The sequence below is a fragment of the Nostoc sp. S13 genome (assembly GCF_029379315.1).
In the GTDB taxonomy this organism is placed as follows: Bacteria; Cyanobacteriota; Cyanobacteriia; order Cyanobacteriales; family Nostocaceae; genus Nostoc.
Genome location: NZ_JAQYWQ010000007.1, coordinates 15,143 through 32,402 on the forward strand (window position 1 = coordinate 15,143; position 17,260 = coordinate 32,402).

At 41.0% G+C, this 17,260-nt stretch carries 19 protein-coding genes and 1 pseudogene; 9 read left to right on the plus strand and 11 right to left on the minus strand.

Annotated features, from left to right (window positions below; genetic code table 11):
* Positions 1-139: 139 nt before the first annotated feature.
* Positions 140-970, minus strand: coding sequence for a metallophosphoesterase (locus tag PUQ00_RS03885; protein ID WP_300413371.1), 831 nt, complete (start codon positions 968-970; stop codon positions 140-142).
* A gap of 303 nt (positions 971-1,273) precedes the next feature.
* Here PUQ00_RS03885 and PUQ00_RS03890 point away from each other — a divergent pair, with 303 nt between their 5' ends.
* On the plus strand, positions 1,274-2,440 hold the full coding sequence (locus tag PUQ00_RS03890) for an AAA family ATPase (RefSeq protein ID WP_300413373.1): 1,167 nt from the start codon (positions 1,274-1,276) through the stop codon (positions 2,438-2,440).
* Between the two features lie 283 nt (positions 2,441-2,723).
* Here the strand turns inward: PUQ00_RS03890 and PUQ00_RS03895 are convergent, their stop codons facing one another.
* From PUQ00_RS03895 to PUQ00_RS03905, 3 genes are all read right to left on the minus strand, one after another.
* Complete coding sequence (locus PUQ00_RS03895) at positions 2,724-2,996, minus strand: GlsB/YeaQ/YmgE family stress response membrane protein (RefSeq protein WP_300413375.1); 273 nt, start codon at positions 2,994-2,996, stop codon at positions 2,724-2,726.
* A 156-nt stretch (positions 2,997-3,152) separates the two neighbouring features.
* Entirely contained in the window at positions 3,153-3,308 is a 156-nt protein-coding gene (locus PUQ00_RS03900; protein ID WP_300413377.1) for a hypothetical protein, read from the minus strand.
* Positions 3,309-3,589: 281 nt separating this feature from the next.
* Positions 3,590-3,865, minus strand: coding sequence for a hypothetical protein (locus PUQ00_RS03905; RefSeq protein WP_300413379.1), 276 nt, complete (start codon positions 3,863-3,865; stop codon positions 3,590-3,592).
* 226 nt (positions 3,866-4,091) lie between these two features.
* On the opposite strand from PUQ00_RS03905, the gene PUQ00_RS03910 reads away from it, so the two are divergent.
* The 6 genes and pseudogenes from PUQ00_RS03910 to PUQ00_RS03935 all read left to right on the plus strand — a co-directional run bounded on the left by PUQ00_RS03910 (position 4,092) and on the right by PUQ00_RS03935 (position 8,148).
* Complete coding sequence (locus tag PUQ00_RS03910) at positions 4,092-4,724, plus strand: bifunctional 4-hydroxy-2-oxoglutarate aldolase/2-dehydro-3-deoxy-phosphogluconate aldolase (RefSeq protein WP_300413381.1); 633 nt, start codon at positions 4,092-4,094, stop codon at positions 4,722-4,724.
* 113 nt (positions 4,725-4,837) lie between these two features.
* The gene (locus PUQ00_RS03915) at positions 4,838-5,353 is read left to right on the plus strand and encodes a L,D-transpeptidase (RefSeq protein ID WP_300413383.1); all 516 of its coding nucleotides are present in this window, start codon (positions 4,838-4,840) and stop codon (positions 5,351-5,353) included.
* 607 nt (positions 5,354-5,960) lie between these two features.
* A complete protein-coding gene (locus PUQ00_RS03920) occupies positions 5,961-6,500 on the plus strand; it encodes a L,D-transpeptidase (protein WP_300413385.1) in 540 nt (179 codons plus the stop codon).
* 154 nt (positions 6,501-6,654) lie between these two features.
* Positions 6,655-7,218 (plus strand): annotated as a pseudogene (locus PUQ00_RS03925) (Uma2 family endonuclease).
* A gap of 106 nt (positions 7,219-7,324) precedes the next feature.
* Positions 7,325-7,603 (plus strand): type II toxin-antitoxin system prevent-host-death family antitoxin, encoded by a 279-nt coding sequence (locus PUQ00_RS03930; RefSeq protein ID WP_300413525.1) that lies wholly within the window; start codon positions 7,325-7,327, stop codon positions 7,601-7,603.
* 272 nt (positions 7,604-7,875) lie between these two features.
* A complete protein-coding gene (locus PUQ00_RS03935) occupies positions 7,876-8,148 on the plus strand; it encodes a type II toxin-antitoxin system VapC family toxin (RefSeq protein ID WP_300413527.1) in 273 nt (90 codons plus the stop codon).
* Here the strand turns inward: PUQ00_RS03935 and PUQ00_RS03940 are convergent, their stop codons facing one another.
* The 3 genes from PUQ00_RS03940 to PUQ00_RS03950 form a co-directional block, all read right to left on the minus strand.
* Positions 8,149-9,747 carry an Hsp70 family protein gene (locus tag PUQ00_RS03940; protein ID WP_300413387.1) on the minus strand — a complete coding sequence of 533 codons (1,599 nt, stop codon included), beginning with the start codon at positions 9,745-9,747 and terminating at the stop codon, positions 8,149-8,151. It abuts the gene before it with no gap.
* Between the two features lie 589 nt (positions 9,748-10,336).
* Complete coding sequence (locus PUQ00_RS03945) at positions 10,337-10,759, minus strand: PIN domain-containing protein (RefSeq protein WP_300413389.1); 423 nt, start codon at positions 10,757-10,759, stop codon at positions 10,337-10,339.
* Positions 10,756-11,061 carry a hypothetical protein gene (locus PUQ00_RS03950; RefSeq protein ID WP_300413391.1) on the minus strand — a complete coding sequence of 102 codons (306 nt, stop codon included), beginning with the start codon at positions 11,059-11,061 and terminating at the stop codon, positions 10,756-10,758. Before PUQ00_RS03950 ends, PUQ00_RS03945 begins: the two co-directional genes overlap by 4 nt.
* A 117-nt stretch (positions 11,062-11,178) precedes the next feature.
* On the opposite strand from PUQ00_RS03950, the gene PUQ00_RS03955 reads away from it, so the two are divergent.
* On the plus strand, positions 11,179-11,373 hold the full coding sequence (locus tag PUQ00_RS03955; RefSeq protein WP_300413392.1) for a hypothetical protein: 195 nt from the start codon (positions 11,179-11,181) through the stop codon (positions 11,371-11,373).
* A gap of 62 nt (positions 11,374-11,435) precedes the next feature.
* Here the strand turns inward: PUQ00_RS03955 and PUQ00_RS03960 are convergent, their stop codons facing one another.
* From PUQ00_RS03960 to PUQ00_RS03975, 4 genes are all read right to left on the minus strand, one after another.
* The gene (locus tag PUQ00_RS03960) at positions 11,436-11,675 is read right to left on the minus strand and encodes a hypothetical protein (protein ID WP_300413394.1); all 240 of its coding nucleotides are present in this window, start codon (positions 11,673-11,675) and stop codon (positions 11,436-11,438) included.
* A gap of 317 nt (positions 11,676-11,992) precedes the next feature.
* Positions 11,993-12,976 carry a polysaccharide deacetylase family protein gene (locus PUQ00_RS03965; RefSeq protein WP_300413396.1) on the minus strand — a complete coding sequence of 328 codons (984 nt, stop codon included), beginning with the start codon at positions 12,974-12,976 and terminating at the stop codon, positions 11,993-11,995.
* A gap of 98 nt (positions 12,977-13,074) precedes the next feature.
* On the minus strand, positions 13,075-13,959 hold the full coding sequence (locus PUQ00_RS03970) for an aspartoacylase (RefSeq protein ID WP_300413398.1): 885 nt from the start codon (positions 13,957-13,959) through the stop codon (positions 13,075-13,077).
* Positions 13,960-14,010: 51 nt separating this feature from the next.
* Positions 14,011-15,066: a glutathione S-transferase family protein gene (locus PUQ00_RS03975; RefSeq protein ID WP_300413400.1), complete on the minus strand. Its 1,056-nt coding sequence runs from the start codon at positions 15,064-15,066 to the stop codon at positions 14,011-14,013.
* A 609-nt stretch (positions 15,067-15,675) separates the two neighbouring features.
* Here PUQ00_RS03975 and PUQ00_RS03980 point away from each other — a divergent pair.
* Positions 15,676-17,163 carry a galactose oxidase-like domain-containing protein gene (locus PUQ00_RS03980; RefSeq protein ID WP_300413402.1) on the plus strand — a complete coding sequence of 496 codons (1,488 nt, stop codon included), beginning with the start codon at positions 15,676-15,678 and terminating at the stop codon, positions 17,161-17,163.
* Positions 17,164-17,260 lie beyond the last annotated feature (97 nt).

Genomic DNA, 17,260 nt, shown 5'->3' on the forward strand with positions numbered 1-17,260 from the left:
CTTACAGCTTACCAAAAATCAAAATGTAACTTGAGAAACTGCAATAATTTATGTCATATACTCCAGATATAATTAACTAATTGATTTATTTGAAATAGCTGAATTTAGTTATGGGGTTTTTCTTATACTTCCTGTCTTCTCATTCACCTTGTAGGGTGATTATAGTAACTTCTGGGCGGCAAAATAAGCGTCCTGGGAGGTAAGTTCCCAAACCACGGTTGACATATAGCTGATTTTTTCCTAGTCGATGGAAACCCTGTGCCCATTCCCAATGGCTGACTACAGAAACATTTATTTGCAAAAATGGGACTAGACGCCGCACTTTTCTGGGTATTTTTTTTACAAGCTTTTCGTAAAAGAACGCCGCAGGGCCAATTCCCGGAATCACGATTTGCCCACCGTGAGTATGACCCGATAATTGTAAATCGACTCGCCAGGATTGTAATATTTCCGCACTATCTGGGTTGTGGGATAAAACGATGCAGGGTGTGTTGGGGTTTAGCTGGTTCATGACTGGTGCGGGGTGGAATTCTCGTGACCAACTATCCGCCAGTCCAACGAGTGGCAATTCTTTTCCTAGTGGATAGGCAATTTCGTTCCAAAGGACGTGAATCCCAATGCTAGTAAGGGCATCTGTAATTTCTGCTTTTGCGTGTCTGTAATATATATCGTGATTGCCAAGAACAGCATATATACCACTGCGACTTTGCAGATGTTTGAGTCGAAGTACCAGTTGGTGAATCGGTGTCGGCTCATCAGTTACGTAGTCACCAGTTAATAGAATTAAATCTGGTTCAGCTTCGTTAGTAACTGCGATCGTTTTTTCTAACATGTCTTCCGACAGCCGCAAACCATCGTAGTGAAAATCTGACAGCTGCACCAGTTTCTTACCTTGTAACGATGCAGGCAATCCTGCAATGTTAACCGTCAATTTCTCTATACTCAACGGCCCAGATAATAACCAATGCATAAGACGTTCAATAAAGCTCAATCATAGCGCTTACAGCTTAACTGAACATTGTCAGATTGTGTGTACCGACCAGTGCAACTTATTGAAAATTTTATAAAACTTCTAGATTTTAGTGTATTTATACTTATTTAAATCAGACGTAACTTTGCAGTTAATTTATCTTAGAGTATGGTGCATTTCTTTGAAAGAGGAGAATAGTGATTCATGTTACGTATATAAATCAACTATACGGACAGGGTTTATTTTGATAAAGTATACTGTATTACATACTATCTCATTGAAGCAAAACACTTAAAGTTGTTTATGTCATCACCATTAGAGCCACAATTCAGCGAGGATTTTACCCACTTTGAGCAGCACGTAGCAAAACTGCTCCATAAAGCAGATTGGACAGTTGAAACTGCAAAGACCAATCAACCTGGCTATGATCTAGTGGTCAAAAAAGGAAACCTAGTTGGTGTTGTTCAGGTTAAATGGTTAAAAGGTAACGTAACAGCGCCGCAGCTTTTAAAGTTTGCTGACTTTTTAGATTCTGACGAAGGCAAAAAATTTAATTTTGGTTGGTTCATAACCACAAAAGGATTTGGTGGCCCAGCATTGGCATTAATCAGAACCTGGCGTAAAGATACTAAAGTTCGCTGTGGGATTGCCCATGAAAATAAGCTGGTTGCGATTGATGGCAGTTTCGACGATAAGGACGGATATAATCGGAATCCTAACGGAGAAACTATGCCAAAAAAAGTTTATTTTGGAGTTTTTACCTGTAAAGGCGGAGTAGGAAAAACAACTGTAGCAGGGCATTTAGCAGGAGCATTAGCGCTGCAAGGATTTAATGTGGCACTTGTGGACTTAGACCCAGAACAAAATCTGCAAAAATTAGTAGGTGATGGTGTTTTTGTTCCCAATCCTAAAGGGGTAGGTACAACTATTCAAGTGTTTGATGGAAAGGATTGGAATGAAGATGCTGCCCGTGACTGTCAAATCGTAATTTGCGATTGCTCACCAGCACTAGAACGTAATCCCTCAGAGCTAGTTAAGCGATTAGATTATTGTATTATCCCAACTACCTTCAACCCACTGGGAATAAGCAAACATGGTAAAGTTATTCAATCAACTGTTGTAGATATACGTAAAGTCAATAATGAAGCTCATTTATTTGTGCTAGTTAACAATTTTAAAGATCCTGGAATTAAGCGTTTAAGGCTTTTAAAAGAAGTGTATTCTAATGCTTATAAGGAAATTAGCAAGATAGATAATAAATTTCATTGTATAGATCCAGAAGAAGTTTGTATTCGGGCTAGCGACCTCCTTTATTACTGGGGTATACATATACTCGAAAACCCAGAAAATCCTGCCAGTAGATTAGCGTTTGATCTGGTTGGCGGAAGATGCTACCCGCGTGAAGATTTTATCAACTTAGCAGATTACATTGAAAGAAAAGCTGGTATAGGAATTCTTAGAGCTAATTAAGACTCTTAATAAAATTCATAATCGGGGGCGATCGCTAATTTCCCTATAAAATTTTTAGTAATATCTGTGCTAACATTGAGGGCTTCTCTGAGACTTTTCAAATATTCTCTAAGCCGTAACACGCCCTAATGGCGCTAATTTTGACTATTCTGTTGCAAAATAATCAAAAAAAATAACACCTACCTGCAATTAAGGTGGCGTTATTTTTTTTATTTAATTGACAGTTAAAAATAGTTCGATAAACCTGTTAAATCTTTCTCGTTAATTCACCGCGATCTTATTACTATACAGCACTGCGGTTGGTTAATAAATTCCACACGAAAACTGCAATAATTGCACCAAGAACTGCTAGCGCAATACCAGGAATGCTAAGAGTAGGAGCTGCTAGAGCTAAGGTTCGTGTAGTGAAGAATACACCTAAACTCCCGCCAACAAAAGCACCGATGATTCCTAGCAAGATTGTTCCCAGAATTCCGCCGCCTTGATGACCTGGGTAGATAGCTTTTGCGATCGCACCAGCAATTAGACCTAAAACAATCCAAGCAAGAATATTCATTGTTCTTAATTCGGTAAACGTTTTTCACTCACAAATATATATTAGCAATCTTAATCTTTTGATTCCATCTATCATCAGAATTAATTATTTATATCCATAAGGAATAGTTTTATCGATCCTAAGTTTTTTAATACATAACCTAATTGAAGTAGATAATCAATTAAACCAATTGGCAATTCGCAATACTTCTTTACCAGAGGCTGCGCCAACGGCTGCGCTCAGTACAAGTTCGCAATTACGTTTTGTGACGGGGATTTTAATTAGGCGTTCAATTCCTGCTGCCACAAGAAGCAGGGGAATTAAACTGAACATACTTTGTTAAAAAAAGCTCCTAGTAGGTCTTTAACTAGGGGCTTATCAAACTATTGCTTGGTAATTGCAGTATATGCCTTTTAATTAGCTCTCTCCTCTACTAGAAGAATTAAGCTGAGTTTTCAAAGACTGTCTCTAAAGTAATGTAAAGGAAGCAAAATCAGGCGATATCTACGACGGGTGTAGTTGTAGCAACTTTTTTACCAGCATTTCCCACTTGGACATCGCCAGGATACCTGTCACATCGCATTTATTCTCTACGAGACGCTACGCGAACATTTCTAACTTTTAATTTTTAATTGCTTATCCCAATTACTCTCAATGACTCGATGGCTGAGAAATGGGAACAGTCTGCGGTAAGACCAATGCATACTTAAGAAAATCAAACTCACCAATGTCAGCAGCATGACACCCAAAATCGTTCCATATGCCTTAGTATGCCACCAAAATCCTGCACCTAGTCGCACAAGCTTCCACAAGCTGCTTATATCGACGCTTTCGGAATCGTGAATGCTAATTGCTAAGGATGCTGCTGTGTTTTGTCGCGCAATTGTCATTTTAATTACTCCTTTAGACCTAAACGCTGAGGCATTTAATTTTAAACTACGGTAATTCGATAGGTTTTACGATGTTTGTATGCAATATCTCATAGCTTGATACAAGAAGCAAGTTTTAAGGGCATTGGGGATGGAGTATTGGGCATTAGTATTGAAAATTAGGTATTAGGTATTAGAAATCCCCAGTCTCCAATCCCTAGTCCCCAACCCCTAATTCCCAGTCAAAATGCCTAATCAAATTTGGTTATCACAATTGGAAAAACATCGAGCGATCGCAGTCATCCGCGCCCCTAAAATCGAAGTGGGACAGCAAATGGCAATGGCTGTAGTATCTGGGGGAATGCAGTTAATTGAGATAACCTGGAATAGCGATCGCGCTGGGGAATTAATCAGTCAACTACGCTCACAATTACCAGCCTGTACCATTGGTACTGGTACGCTATTCAATGTGCAACAGCTAGAAGATGCGATCGCATCTGGGGCGCAATTCCTCTTTACACCCCACGTTGACCCCGCAATGATTCAGGCGGCACAAGAAAAAAATGTACCTATTATACCAGGAGCGCTGACTCCTACAGAAATTGTTACCGCCTGGAGTCAGGGCGCTAGTTGTGTAAAAGTATTTCCTGTACAAGCAGTGGGAGGGGCTGATTATATCAAAAGTTTGCAAGGGCCGCTGGGTCAGATTCCCTTAATTCCGACTGGCGGCGTTACCCTGGAAAATGCTAAAGAATTTTTACAAGCGGGAGCGATCGCTGTAGGTTTGAGTGGTGAATTATTTCCCCAAAAGCTTGTCACAGAGGGAAATTGGGAAGCGATCGCATCTGGGGCAAAAAAGCTAATGCGACAGTTAACTTAACTTTGAATCCAATCATCAAAAATTCACATCTATTAAAGTAATAGATATGGAAATAAAGGTGAAAACTGATAAGTTTCCCAAGACCCGATGATTTGAGTGTGAGTGTATCTAAAATGAAAAGACTGATTTATCCTGACTGGGTGCGTCGCTTACAAATACTCCTCACTGGTACAGCACTGTCCTTAAGTGTTTTTACTACTACTGGAACGAGTGAAGTTTGGGCGAATTCCCAAAATCAAGTGATTGCACAAACAATCCAGACATTACAACAATCGGATCAGCGCTGGATTCAAATTAATCTTTCAAAGCAACGGTTAATAGCTTGGCAAGGTGACAGAGTTGTTTATGGAAGTGCTATTTCCTCTGGCAAAAAATCTACTCCTACTCTTGTTGGTAGTTTTAAGATTCAATCCAAGTTCAAAACTACACAGATGCAGGGAGAAGACTACAATGTTCCCAACGTTCCTTATGCAATGTTTTACCAAGGTAATTACGCTATTCACGGAGCTTACTGGCATAAGAGATTTGGCACTCCAGTAAGCCACGGCTGTGTCAATATCGCACCTAAACATGCTAAATGGCTATTCGAGTGGGCATCAGTAGGGACACCAGTAGTCATCCAGAAATAGTCGGTGAAGCAGCCAGAACGCAATTTAGGTAAAATCATAAATAACAATAAATCAAGACAATTAAGTAATTCCCAGCATAAAATCTTGCTGGGAATCTTCGGAGTCGGAATTACTGAACTTGAAATAAAATAGAAAAGAGGGCATTCAACAATTTGCCCAAAAAAATAAGCGTAAATCCTGATAATTCCTGTGTGAAATTACAAATGCAAATATGAATTCGGGGAAAGTTTGCATTTAGGCATTTAAATGACAGATTTTTTGTAAAGGTTGTCCTTTGTAATTAGTCATTAGGAATGTGGATTCAACAAAATGTAAAACTTCTATTTTGTAAGGTGCGTTAGTCAAGGGTATAACGCACCATTGCTATATTTTCGGTGCGTTACGGCTTCTGTAACACACGCGACGAATAAATCTGTGTTCCTTTGTCAATAACAAATGACAAATATGCAAATTGGACGCAGATTAGCTTAGAACTTGTCTTGAGAAGCATTAGCGGATGAATTGCGTAAATCCTCCACAGTAAGCGAGTAGTCGCTCTGGAAATTTGTAATGTTCCAGAAAATTACTTCACTTCATGATTTTTACGTAGTTTAGAAGATGAGACATAATGCAAACCTGGATTCGCAGTGGTGGGATTCGTTCCCCAGGAATTTTTTGTACAGGCGTAGCACTCATGGTGGTGACTTTATTTTCTTGGTCATCACCGTTAGCAGGTACACCCAATTCGACTACAGCAACAGCCACATCAGTCGATGAAAACGGCATCACTCTATCTAATATCAGGCAAAGATCCCAACCTCGCTGGATTGAAATTGACCTGTCACAGCAACGCTTACGTGCATGGGAAGGTAATAAAGTTATTCATTCATACCGCATTTCCACAGGTAAGCAATCGACCCCTACACCCATAGGTAGATTTCGGATTAATTCTAAGTATCGCACTCACCGAATGCGAGGCAGTGGCTACAACATTCCTGACGTTCCTTACACAATGTATTTCTACAGAGGCTATGCCATCCACGGTGCTTATTGGCATAACCGTTTTGGAACTCCAGTCAGCCACGGTTGCGTAAATTTACCTGTTAAGCAAGCTCGTAATCTTTACAACTGGGCTTCAATGGGAACTTTAGTAGTCGTGCGGAAATAATTCGTAATTAAGAGTTTCAATTACGAATTATCGTGATGATGAATTGATCGTTGCTGCAATTCTTATCTTGATGTATGGACAGGTGCGTTCCGTGAAAGCACCTGTCCATATATACTGCTAGACTAAAAACACATTTTCCAGGAATTCAGGAGCTATGAGCGCCACAACTACTGAACCTCTCACCCTGGAAGAGTTTCTGAACCTCCCAGAAACAAAGCCTGCAAGCGAATATATTAACAAAGAGATTATTCAAAAACCAATGCCGAAAGGGAGACACAGCCGCTTACAAGGTAAACTTTGTGCTGTTGTCAATCAAGTCACGGAGAATCAAAAGATTGCCTATGCGTTTCCCGAATTACGGTGTACTTTTGGGAAACGCTCAACTGTAACGGATGTGGCTGTATTTCAGTGGGAACGCATACCGTTCACCGTTGATGAGCAAGTACCTGATAATTTTGAACTTCCACCAGACTGGACGATTGAAATTTTCTCGCCAGAACAAAAACCCAACAAAGTAATTGGGAATATTCTTCACTGTCTGAATTATGGCAGCCGCCTGGGATGGTTTCTTGACCCTGATGACCTGAGTATCTTGGTATTTCTAGCAGAGCAACAGCCAGTGCTACTCTAGGGAGAAGATTTTTTGCCTGTATTACCAGAAATTCAACTTGCACTAACCGTCAATCAAGTTTTTGGATGGTTAAAGATGGGTGGCTAGAAATACACATTCGCCGTTAGGTGTAGCCTCAGCCTAGCGTCTGCACTTTTTTTATGAGAATATAGACATTAATTATCAAGAAAAGAGGTTTTAGATAAACTGGAGAATTGCAGAAGCGAAACAGAGGTTCTCCGAACTGATTCATGCTGTCACTAAAGAACCGCAACTCATCTATAAGCGAAATCAACTGGTGGCTGTTGTTGTTGAAGCTGAGATGTTTGAAGAATTTTTGACGTGGCGCAAGCAGCACGAAAAAATTTCTCTAGCTGATGTTTTCAAAGAACTACGTCAGATAGCTGCTGAAGAAGATTATATCCTCGAAGTACCCTGCCGCCAAGACCGTCCTAACCTTTTCGCTGATGCCATCGATGACTTTTCTCTGTGACACTAACATTATCAGCGAATTATTAAGACTCCAACCTAAGAGGTTGTTTGAAAAGTGTTTCGCTGTGACTTTAGGCACTTTTAGATCCCCCCTAACCCCCCTTTTTAAGGGGGGAACCGGAATCAAAGTCCCCCTTTTTAAGGGAAATTTAGGGGGATCTAAAACTAGTTGATACCGACAATAGGACATTTCAAACATCCTCTAACTCTGGTGTACTGAAATGGGCAGAAAGAGTTTCCTCAATAGTTCTGAGTGCAATTACCGTTGAAGAAATATTTTATAGACTGACATTCAAGCCCAACGTTAGAATTAAAATATGGTTGGAGAGCTTTTTGGAAAATAACTCCCAAGTATTACCCATCACCATTGAAATTGCCAAGCGCTCTGGTGAATTGCGAGGTCAACTAAGATTAAGTGGGAAAACACACAGCCAAGCAGATATGATGATTGCTGCTACTGGTCAAATTCATCAATTGACTTTAGTAAGGCGCAACATCCGAGATTTCGACGGTTGCGGTATCCCACTTTTAAATCCTTTTAGTTAATTAACTCAACTGTGCCACAAGTTGATTTTCCAAAAGTGTATCATTAGTTAACAAGTCTTCAACAGTAATTCGCAAAAAGCGTTGTTGATCAACTTCAAAGAGGATTTTTATCCGATCGCTTCCGGGATATCCGGCTGGTGTCAGTTGGGCAATTGTCCTCGCGCCTTCTTGATCGTTGAGGGGTTTGACCCTGGTTTCACTACTGTCCAGACGGCGAGTAATCAGGCGATCGCCATCAAAATAAACTTCGGTATTGCCTGTATCTGCTCCCAATTCTCCCATAATTAATTCAATACTAGGTTGATTTTCCAGAGAAGCGCCTAAGACTAATTCCACTGGCTGACTCATTGGATATGCCTGTCCAGCTTTAATCAGAGAATGCCATTTGTGACGCTGATTGCGGCGATCCCAGTAGCGGATACCATAACTATGATACAGAAAGTCTTTTATTTGTACCCCTTGTGCTAGATGTAATGCACCTTGAGCGATCGCTTCAAAGGGACGTTCGCAACGGATTTTTTCTGGCTGAAAATACTGTTTGATCCATGTCTGCACTGCCGGTAATTGCACTGTTCCACCAACTAACAAAACTGCATTAATATCTGGAAGTTCTATCCCTTGGCGTCTTGCTTGCTGCAACAGTGTTGTCATTGACTCATCGAGTAACTCAAAAAATGCGTGTTCTTTGAGGATATTTTCAAAAGTGTCGCGGTTTAATTCCAGTTCATAGCTTTCAAATGTCTCATCATCAAAATAAACTTCACTAGCTTGGTTTTGGGTTGATAGCTGAATTTTCACCCGTTCTGCCAATCGTGTTGTCAAGGGACTTATCGTCAGTTGTTGAGTTTTGGCAAAGTAATCTACCAACCAATTATCAATATCAGTACCGCCCAAATTTTGCCCAGCTTTCGCCAGGACACGGGCAGTTTTGACTTTTTGTTTTGAGTCTTCAGCCAAGGACTTATTGCCCCACTTAAGGATAAATCCCAAGGGCTTTGTGCTTGCTTGCACACCTTGATCTAACCGCACAAGGGACAAATCCAAAGTACCGCCACCAAAGTCAATCACCAAGAGAATTTCTTGATCTGCCAAGCCATAACCCAAGGCGGCGGCTGTGGGTTCATCTAGCATTCGCACCTGTTCGACGGGAAGGGATTGACAAACTTTCCCCAACCAGTGACGATAGGCTTCAAAGCTGTCTACGGGTACAGTTAAAACTAGAGAATCTAACCCACCTTGCAGAGGCGCTAGTTGTTCAATTACTTGGGTGAGGAACCATTGCCCTACTCGTTCAAAGGTGACAACTTGCCCATCTAGTTCGGGTAAGAAACCTTGGATATTTGCACCGATACCGCGCTTGAAGCTGCGGAAAAATCGCGTTTCGCCTTTGAGGTCAAGACCGCGATCGCGTACTTGCTGCCCTACTAAAACTTTATTTTGTCTTGCGTCTTCAACATAAACCAAACTGGGAATCAGTGGCGGATTGAGACTTTGTTTAATTGATAAACCTGGTAGATTCAGGGTTTCTGGCTGCTGGGTTACGGGGTTCCAACGAGCAATGACTGTGTTGCTAGTACCAAAATCGATTGCGATCGCCATATTTTATATTTATTATCTCGCACGAAGATGCCAAAGCGACTTTATTTGTGATTATTCTCTATAAGCCACCAAGAATGCAAATGCGCCTAGACGCTTGCTTCTTTGTATCCTAACCCAGATATCGATTCAGTCCGTTGCAGCCAAGTGTTAGCATTAGACAATTGGCTTGTCAGAAAGCATGGAAATCATTGGCTGTAAATGTATAAAAGGAGCAATAAACTCAACAGCAGGCTTTATCATAGTTGCAGTCTTTTTCTTATTAGACTTATCCACAAATAAACCTCAAAATAGCTGAAACCCTTACATAGCTGGCTTTTTAGCTTATATAAAACAGGAACCTCTAAAACCCTCTCCAGAGCTAGGTTTCAGCCAAATAAAGTTCTCATTTCCGGATAAGTCTATTGGCATAACGTGCTTAAACTCACTTCACACGCAGATGCTGAAATGTCATAAATCGCCCCAATCAAAAGAGATCGCACCTCAGTTGGTGTCAGGTATTCTCTATATATGTAATGCTTGTTGGGTAGACGAGTTGGGGGTGGCAACCTCATTGACCTTTCTTTAATGTCTAAGATTAAAATTTGTAGGCTCACAGTTCTTCTGGCATAATCACAGAAATTAATTGATTACGATTTTTCCGATAAATTCTAAAATCACTATCAAATGTGAGTAATTCACGAGTAGGATACAGTTCTGCCATCCTCACCAAACAGGCATCCGCTAACGACATCGGTACAGACTGATAACGCAGCATCAACTCATAAACCGCCCCAGCTTCTTCACTCAAGCTCAACGGGAGATGGATAATTCCCTTTTGCACAAAAGAAATTACTGCTGCTTCTCCTCCAGAAACATTCTGTAAGAGAAAACAAGCCTCTGTAACTACCGCTTCACAAGTTAACAAAGGTGGTTCAATCTGTCTAAACTGATTTGTCACCCATTTATGAAACTGCTCTCTCCGATTGACTAAAGCTACTAATGGGCCTGTATCTAGCAGTACCGCTTGCTTCATTCTGCTAATGGTCTTTTAAGGTACTCCTTGTTTGTCGAGAGATCCCCAGGCCCAGAATCCACACAGCCAACTAAGTCTCCCGCTGCTTCTAAAGCAGACATTGGCGTGCCATCATGGTGCTTAAACTCCACTGTTAGTGATTTCAATTGCAGAAATTCTACAAAGTCAAGTACTTGCTGCTGTTGTTCTTTTGATAAGGTAAGAACCTTTTGGGTAATAATTTGATCTATACCAATTGCTCTGGTCACCAGTCTTTCCTCCAGTCCCATCACTTCAAGTCTAAATCCAACTGCTTCAGTCACACAGAAACCAACAGAGCGTTGAAAATTTTGAGATGACTAGCTTTTGTCAATTTGATAGCGTAGGTGGCGAAAAAGCTGATTATTTCGTTCATCAATCCAGGCGATTAACCCAGACTTATGAATAAGACACATAGCAAACCTACTTACATAGATTATATTGTTAAACTTCCTGAGCGATCGCTGGAGGAGTTTTGTCGCTGGGTGTACCGCTTCATGGGCAATGCTCAGTTCATCTATCCTCAACATCTCGCCGAACAACACCAGAAATTTGCTCATGCATTAATAAATCGGTATTCTTCCAAAGCCACATAAATCAGGATTTTAGTACAGAAACTGGGTCTAACCCGAAAATCCGGGTTAGTGGTAGTTCACGCTCAATCTTCATGCCGTAACTGCCATACTGCACCGAAAGCGGCCCCAGCCCCAGCTAACAATCCGGTACTCATTCCTTGGATAGTTCTTTGGATTGGATTTTGAGTTAGACACTCACTTGTAACCTTACTGTCATCCAAGCAGAGACTACTTTCTGCCCAAGCAGCAGTACCTCCTAAAATTACACCAGTTATACTACAGCAAACAACTAACAGCAAAAGACGTTGATTTTTTCTAGCCATAGATAGATGTTTCAAAGATTGAATATAGTAACGGGCACTCACTTACTTTACACATTCTTGCTAGCAAATGTCATCTGGTTTCAAGAGAACTGGCTGTTATTCCAAACATAGACAAGTATTAAAAAATCTGATTAGATATCGCATCTTATAAAAATAACCTCTGCGGAAGGAATATCACCAGAGGTTTTTAATAAAGACATTACAATAGGGAACTATTATAAAAATAAATTTATCTTTTTGCCAACACTCTTTTCTCCTTCTCAAAAACAGGTCAAAGTTTATTTTATTTGTAATTAAGGATACAAATTGGACTGATATTACCTTTTTTGAGGCACTAATACAGGCAGTTGACGGGCACCGGCTACGAATTTGGCGTGTTGTCCAACAGTCAAAACATTGAACTGACTGGATATAAGTTCTAAGCTTTTATTCACTATTGCCAGCTTTTTGTAGGTGGGGACACTCATACCAGGAAAGAATGATAGTTCTGGCACATCCTCTTGACTTAAAAAGTCTGTAGGATGGAGTAGCAAAGAAGGCTGGACGCGTGTAAGTTTACACAGCCACAGGGCAATTCGCAGGTAGAGTAACGCCACTTCCGAAGAAAATGTACTCAGATACATTATGTAACTGAAGTGAATTGGCACCTTGAAAATTGGCATGGTGGTAACGGGAATCTCAATCAGTTTATCCTTACCCATGTGCCACTGGTAAGCTTTTAGAGGCTGCAAACCGTCTTTGAAACCGCCAAATAAGGCTTTGCGTTTCTTGCGTTCTTCCTTGCTCAGTTTACAAGTCATTAAATAATAAGCTCGTGCTATTGGCCCCAAAAATGTGGGAAAAGTCGAAGCATCATATTCATATCCCCGTCGTGCTAAGACTTTCAATACCGCAGGAGAAAAACTGTATCCAGGCCCCCGGAAGCCGATAGGATGTTGATGAGTGACGCGCTTGATATGTTCTTCGGCGATCGCTACCTCTTGTTCAATCTCATCCTCTGAATACAGATGTAGCCAAGGATCATGGTAAAATGAATGATTGCCTATTTCGTGACCAGCCCTAGCGATCGCTTGTAATGCGTTGGTGTTCTTTTCCAGCGCTGCATCCTGACCGACAATGAATACTGTGATTGTCAAATCCCATTGCTGAAGAATATCTAAGAAACGAGGTACTGCGATATCCAGGTAAGAAGGGAAAGTCTCCCAACCCGGAGCGCCCTGATTTTTTAGATAAGACCAAATATTATCCAAATCTAAAGAAAGACTGGCTATTGGTTTGTTTAATGTTCGCTTGGTTTGCATTATTAGTTTGAATCTTTGGACAATTTTAAGCGTAAATTATTATAATGTTATGGGCTTGAGCAACTCGTTAAAGGTAGGTAAACTTACGCCACAGTTTACTAAATATTTATTTGCTGCTTCTGAGTCAAACACATTGCAATTCCCTTTTCATAGTAAGCTGCCTCATTAATAAAAATAGGCCAAACGGTAGATTTTCCCTCATAAATAATTGTTTTATCATCAAATGTGATAAAAATTGGATCTCCTGGGTTTAAGGCTTGATAATCCTTGTCTTGAAGCTCTGGATGAATCATTCCAAAGATTGTCCCATCCTGTTTTTTTGGATAGTCTACAACTGATAAATGGTCATAAAGAATCAACGTTTGATTAATTGATGAAGTTTGACCCTGATTAAATTGTTCTAGATAGTCCAGAACCGCATAAACAAGTTCCTCTGTTTCTTGGAACAGCGTCGCTTTTAATATACCTTGGGCAATGGGGCCAACCTCGATCGCAAAGCCTAATTCGCACAGGGAATTTACAAATGGGTTTTCTTCAATTGATTTAAAAGAGCAGCGATAAATCCTCACCAAAGGGCTAACATGGCTCAGATAAGCAGCCAATTTCAAGTTTAAGGGATGACTGTTTACCAAAATAATTGTCAGACCCATATTAGCTGTACTGCTGTGCAAATCTAAGATGAAATCTACTTGTTTATCCGCATTTGATGCTAGGGTGTTCTGGATTGATTTAGCTTGCAATTCTTCGTAACTGTTCAGAGTCGGATCTTGTAAATCTTGCTTGATAAAACAGCGATTTAAATCCTTCTCTACATATCGCCTCCCCGCCGCAAAAGCGTTAGGATTTGCTAACAGAGTGACTGTTTCAAAACTTGGTCTAATAATTAAATCGGGAAACTGGGCAAATTTTTGGATTAGGTAGGCCCCTGTAAACTCATTGCCATGAGTTCCACCAACAATTGCAACTCGATTAATCTGGTTCACATTACACCAACTCCCGAATGCAGCCATCAAGGTATCAGTTTTCAATGTACCTTATGAAGCATTCACTTTGCCGATGCGATCGCGACCATGTGGTTGATAAAGATCAGACATATCAGGGCCATCGGGAATAATCCCGCCCGGATTAAGTGGGAATAGGTTGCCGTAGTAGTCCCGCTTCACACTTTCTACATCGCAGGTGTCAGCAACACCTGGAAGCTGATATAGATCACGTAGATAAGGTCCCAGATTCTGATAGTCTCGAATTCGCCGCCGATTACACTTAAACAACCCGTAGTAGGCACTATCAAACCGAAATAACGTTGTGAATAAACGAACATCTGCGAGTGTGAGATTATCCCCACACAGATATCGACTATTTTGCAATGCAATCTCAATCTCATCAAGAGTTGCGAACAGTTCATTACAAGCTTGATTGTATGCTTCTTGACTCTGGGCAAAGCCGCAGCGATACACACCGTTATTTACCGCGTGATAAATCTTCTCATTCCACCAGTCAATTTTTTCTTTGAGTTCTTCTGGGTAAAGATTTAGCGTCGGATTGTTGGCGAACTCGTTAAACTGAGAGTTCAGCATCACGATAATCTCTGAACTCTCGTTATTGACAATAGTTTTTGTTTGGTTATCCCATAAAATTGGAACTGTGACGCGTCCACTATAGCCAGGTTCTGCGAGCTGATAAAATTCTGCTAGTGTGCGACAACCCTGTTCTTCTTGGTTGAATATCCAACCGCCTTCAATGGGAGAAGGAGAGACGATACACACTGATATTACCGCTTCGAGTTTTTTGAGCGATCGCACAACCAGGGTTCGGTGCGCCCAAGGACAGCCCAGCCCAACATAGAGTTTGTAGCGCCCCGTTGCTGGTGGGTAAGGATTCCCTGACTCTGTACCAATGAACTTCCGAAACTGGCTATTAGGACGAATATACGCGCCCGACTGATTGCTGGGAGCAAGCTTTGACATCATGAGCTGCCACATAGTTGTCCAGACATACTTTCCCAGCCAAATGATCAGCTTGGGAGGGAGTGTCTTGCCCTTTTTCTTTGAGAGATTTTTCTCGTCATCCATCGGAGTTGAGTTGCTCATGGCGACAATCTGGCTTTGGGAGGGATTGACGTTACCACTGTTTCTACTGAGTAGGTTTCCCTGCTTACAACCCACTCTGAGTTTTACTACTTTACTTTACTACGCTTTGCCTGTATTTTGTCTCATGTTGATTACAAAACATCTCTCAGCTTTAAGCTAATTGTCGTTCAAGTTACATCTTTGTGTCTATGTAGCCTTTCTTACATTAGAATATTAGTAATAAGTTAAAGTTATCAACTATTTGTTAATAAGTAATAGTGTTTCAAACCTAGTCAAAAACCGAGGTCAGAAACACAACTTTTCAGCCTGCGATGCCCAATGGCAAGCAGCTTTCAAAGTTATGAGTTAAAGAAAACTGACCCTCAAAATTATCTTTGCGTCTACAGATCATATTTAAAAGCATCGTTCATCCTTACCCCAAAAAACTAACTTAAGGCGTAATTAAATGCTCAGACTTATTAAGAATTAACAGTGTAATTACTATTGACAAAACTAATTTTACATTACCTTTTTATAAAAAACATCACATCTTAACACTAACTAAACGGAAAAAAGTTATAAGTTTAGGAATAAATTACATAAAAGTTACATAGGAATATTGTAAATAAAGTGACTCAGCCAAATAACAAGACTAACTTTCGAGAAGAAACGGATTTAGGAACTTTCATAGCTCAGGCTACTACCACAGACAAATGGGAAGTATTGCCGTACAGTGCTCCAATCCTACCTATACATGCCGCTCTACTTCGTACTGGTAAGGTATTCTTTTTCTGTGGCTCAGGTAATGATCCCAATCGGTCAAATACTCCCTATGACAGTGTGGTCTGGGATGTAAACAAGGGAACCTTTTCCAATCAAGCGCCTCCATTGGATAGTAATAATCAACCTATTGACCTTTTTTGCTCCGGTCACTCGTTCACCCCTGATGGTCTTTTGATGGTTGCGGGTGGAACTCTGCGCTACGATCCATTTTGTGGTTCATTCTCTGCTCTGACGTTTGATCCGATTACCGAGACATGGGTCAAGAAGCCATCAATGAATAATGGCCGCTGGTATCCTACTTTGTTAACACTAGGCAGTGGTCGGATATTTGCAGTGACTGGATCAGATAAAGATGGCAATCTCAACAAACAACCAGAAATTTATTCTTCTACATTTGCAAATGGTTGGAACGCTTTTCCAATAACTAGTAACTTCCAGTCATACGCACATCTGTTTCTACTAAGTAGTGGAAACCTCTTTTATTCAGGTGGTCATATGGGCAACAGTGGATTGATGCCAAGGATACTAACCCTGCCAGGGACATTTACACAATCCATTACAGAAAAAGCGGTGCTAGGGCTGCAAGACCCAGGTTTCGGTGATCAAGCTGCGAGTGTGCTTTTACCACCGGCACAAGACCAAAGGGTGATGATTATTGGTGGGGGTAATTTAGGTAATACGGCAACATCCAGAGTGAATATTGTAAATCTAAAAGCTACTAATCCAACTTACGTAGGATCAAGGTATCTAAAATATGCTCGCAAGCATCACAGCGCAGTTTTGTTGCCCGATCGGACAGTGTTTGTTTGCAATGGTAGCACAATAAATGAGGACATAACACGATCAATGCTGCCAGCAGAAATCTATAATCCAGCCACAAATACCTGGACACCAGTAGCTAAACAAAATGTCCCCCGCGTATATCACTCGGTAGCCTTGCTCCTGCCAGATGGTAGGGTAGCCACAGCTGGAGGTAATCCCAAGCGCAGGGTCAATGAACTGCGATTAGAAATCTACAGTCCTGCGTATATGTCGCGGTCACGACCAATCATTAACAGCGCTCCTCAAACATTGAGCTACGGGCTGCAATTTACGATTCAGACACCCCAGGCTGCGAATATTAAATGGGTTAGTCTGATTAGACCAATGGCAACCACCCATTCCTGCGATACAGAACAAAGGTTAGTGGATGTACCGATTAGTTCTAGAACCGCTACTTCTCTGAGTGTCACCCTAACAGATAATCGAAACATAGCACCACCAGGCTGGTACATGCTTTTTATTAGTGACAACAATGGGACACCCTCAGTAGCAACCTGGACACAATTATCTTAGCTTTAGGGATTTCCAACAAATAAATTATTCAATCTTGTGGGGTGGGCCGAAAAGCCCGCCTTGGGCTAAGAGATTCGAGACATCCACCCCACAATCA

Excerpts from the sequence above, each read along its gene's own strand:
- PUQ00_RS03885 (WP_300413371.1), bottom strand. The coding sequence starts at position 970 with ATGCATTGGTTATTATCTGGGCCGTTGAGTATAGAGAAATTGACGGTT.
- PUQ00_RS03890 (WP_300413373.1), top strand. The coding sequence starts at position 1,274 with ATGTCATCACCATTAGAGCCACAATTCAGCGAGGATTTTACCCACTTT.
- PUQ00_RS03895 (WP_300413375.1), bottom strand. The coding sequence starts at position 2,996 with ATGAATATTCTTGCTTGGATTGTTTTAGGTCTAATTGCTGGTGCGATC.
- PUQ00_RS03900 (WP_300413377.1), bottom strand. The coding sequence starts at position 3,308 with ATGTTCAGTTTAATTCCCCTGCTTCTTGTGGCAGCAGGAATTGAACGC.
- PUQ00_RS03905 (WP_300413379.1), bottom strand. The coding sequence starts at position 3,865 with ATGACAATTGCGCGACAAAACACAGCAGCATCCTTAGCAATTAGCATT.
- PUQ00_RS03910 (WP_300413381.1), top strand. The coding sequence starts at position 4,092 with ATGCCTAATCAAATTTGGTTATCACAATTGGAAAAACATCGAGCGATC.
- PUQ00_RS03915 (WP_300413383.1), top strand. The coding sequence starts at position 4,838 with ATGAAAAGACTGATTTATCCTGACTGGGTGCGTCGCTTACAAATACTC.
- PUQ00_RS03920 (WP_300413385.1), top strand. The coding sequence starts at position 5,961 with ATGCAAACCTGGATTCGCAGTGGTGGGATTCGTTCCCCAGGAATTTTT.
- PUQ00_RS03940 (WP_300413387.1), bottom strand. The coding sequence starts at position 9,747 with ATGGCGATCGCAATCGATTTTGGTACTAGCAACACAGTCATTGCTCGT.
- PUQ00_RS03945 (WP_300413389.1), bottom strand. The coding sequence starts at position 10,759 with ATGAAGCAAGCGGTACTGCTAGATACAGGCCCATTAGTAGCTTTAGTC.
- PUQ00_RS03955 (WP_300413392.1), top strand. The coding sequence starts at position 11,179 with ATGAATAAGACACATAGCAAACCTACTTACATAGATTATATTGTTAAA.
- PUQ00_RS03960 (WP_300413394.1), bottom strand. The coding sequence starts at position 11,675 with ATGGCTAGAAAAAATCAACGTCTTTTGCTGTTAGTTGTTTGCTGTAGT.
- PUQ00_RS03965 (WP_300413396.1), bottom strand. The coding sequence starts at position 12,976 with ATGCAAACCAAGCGAACATTAAACAAACCAATAGCCAGTCTTTCTTTA.
- PUQ00_RS03975 (WP_300413400.1), bottom strand. The coding sequence starts at position 15,066 with ATGAGCAACTCAACTCCGATGGATGACGAGAAAAATCTCTCAAAGAAA.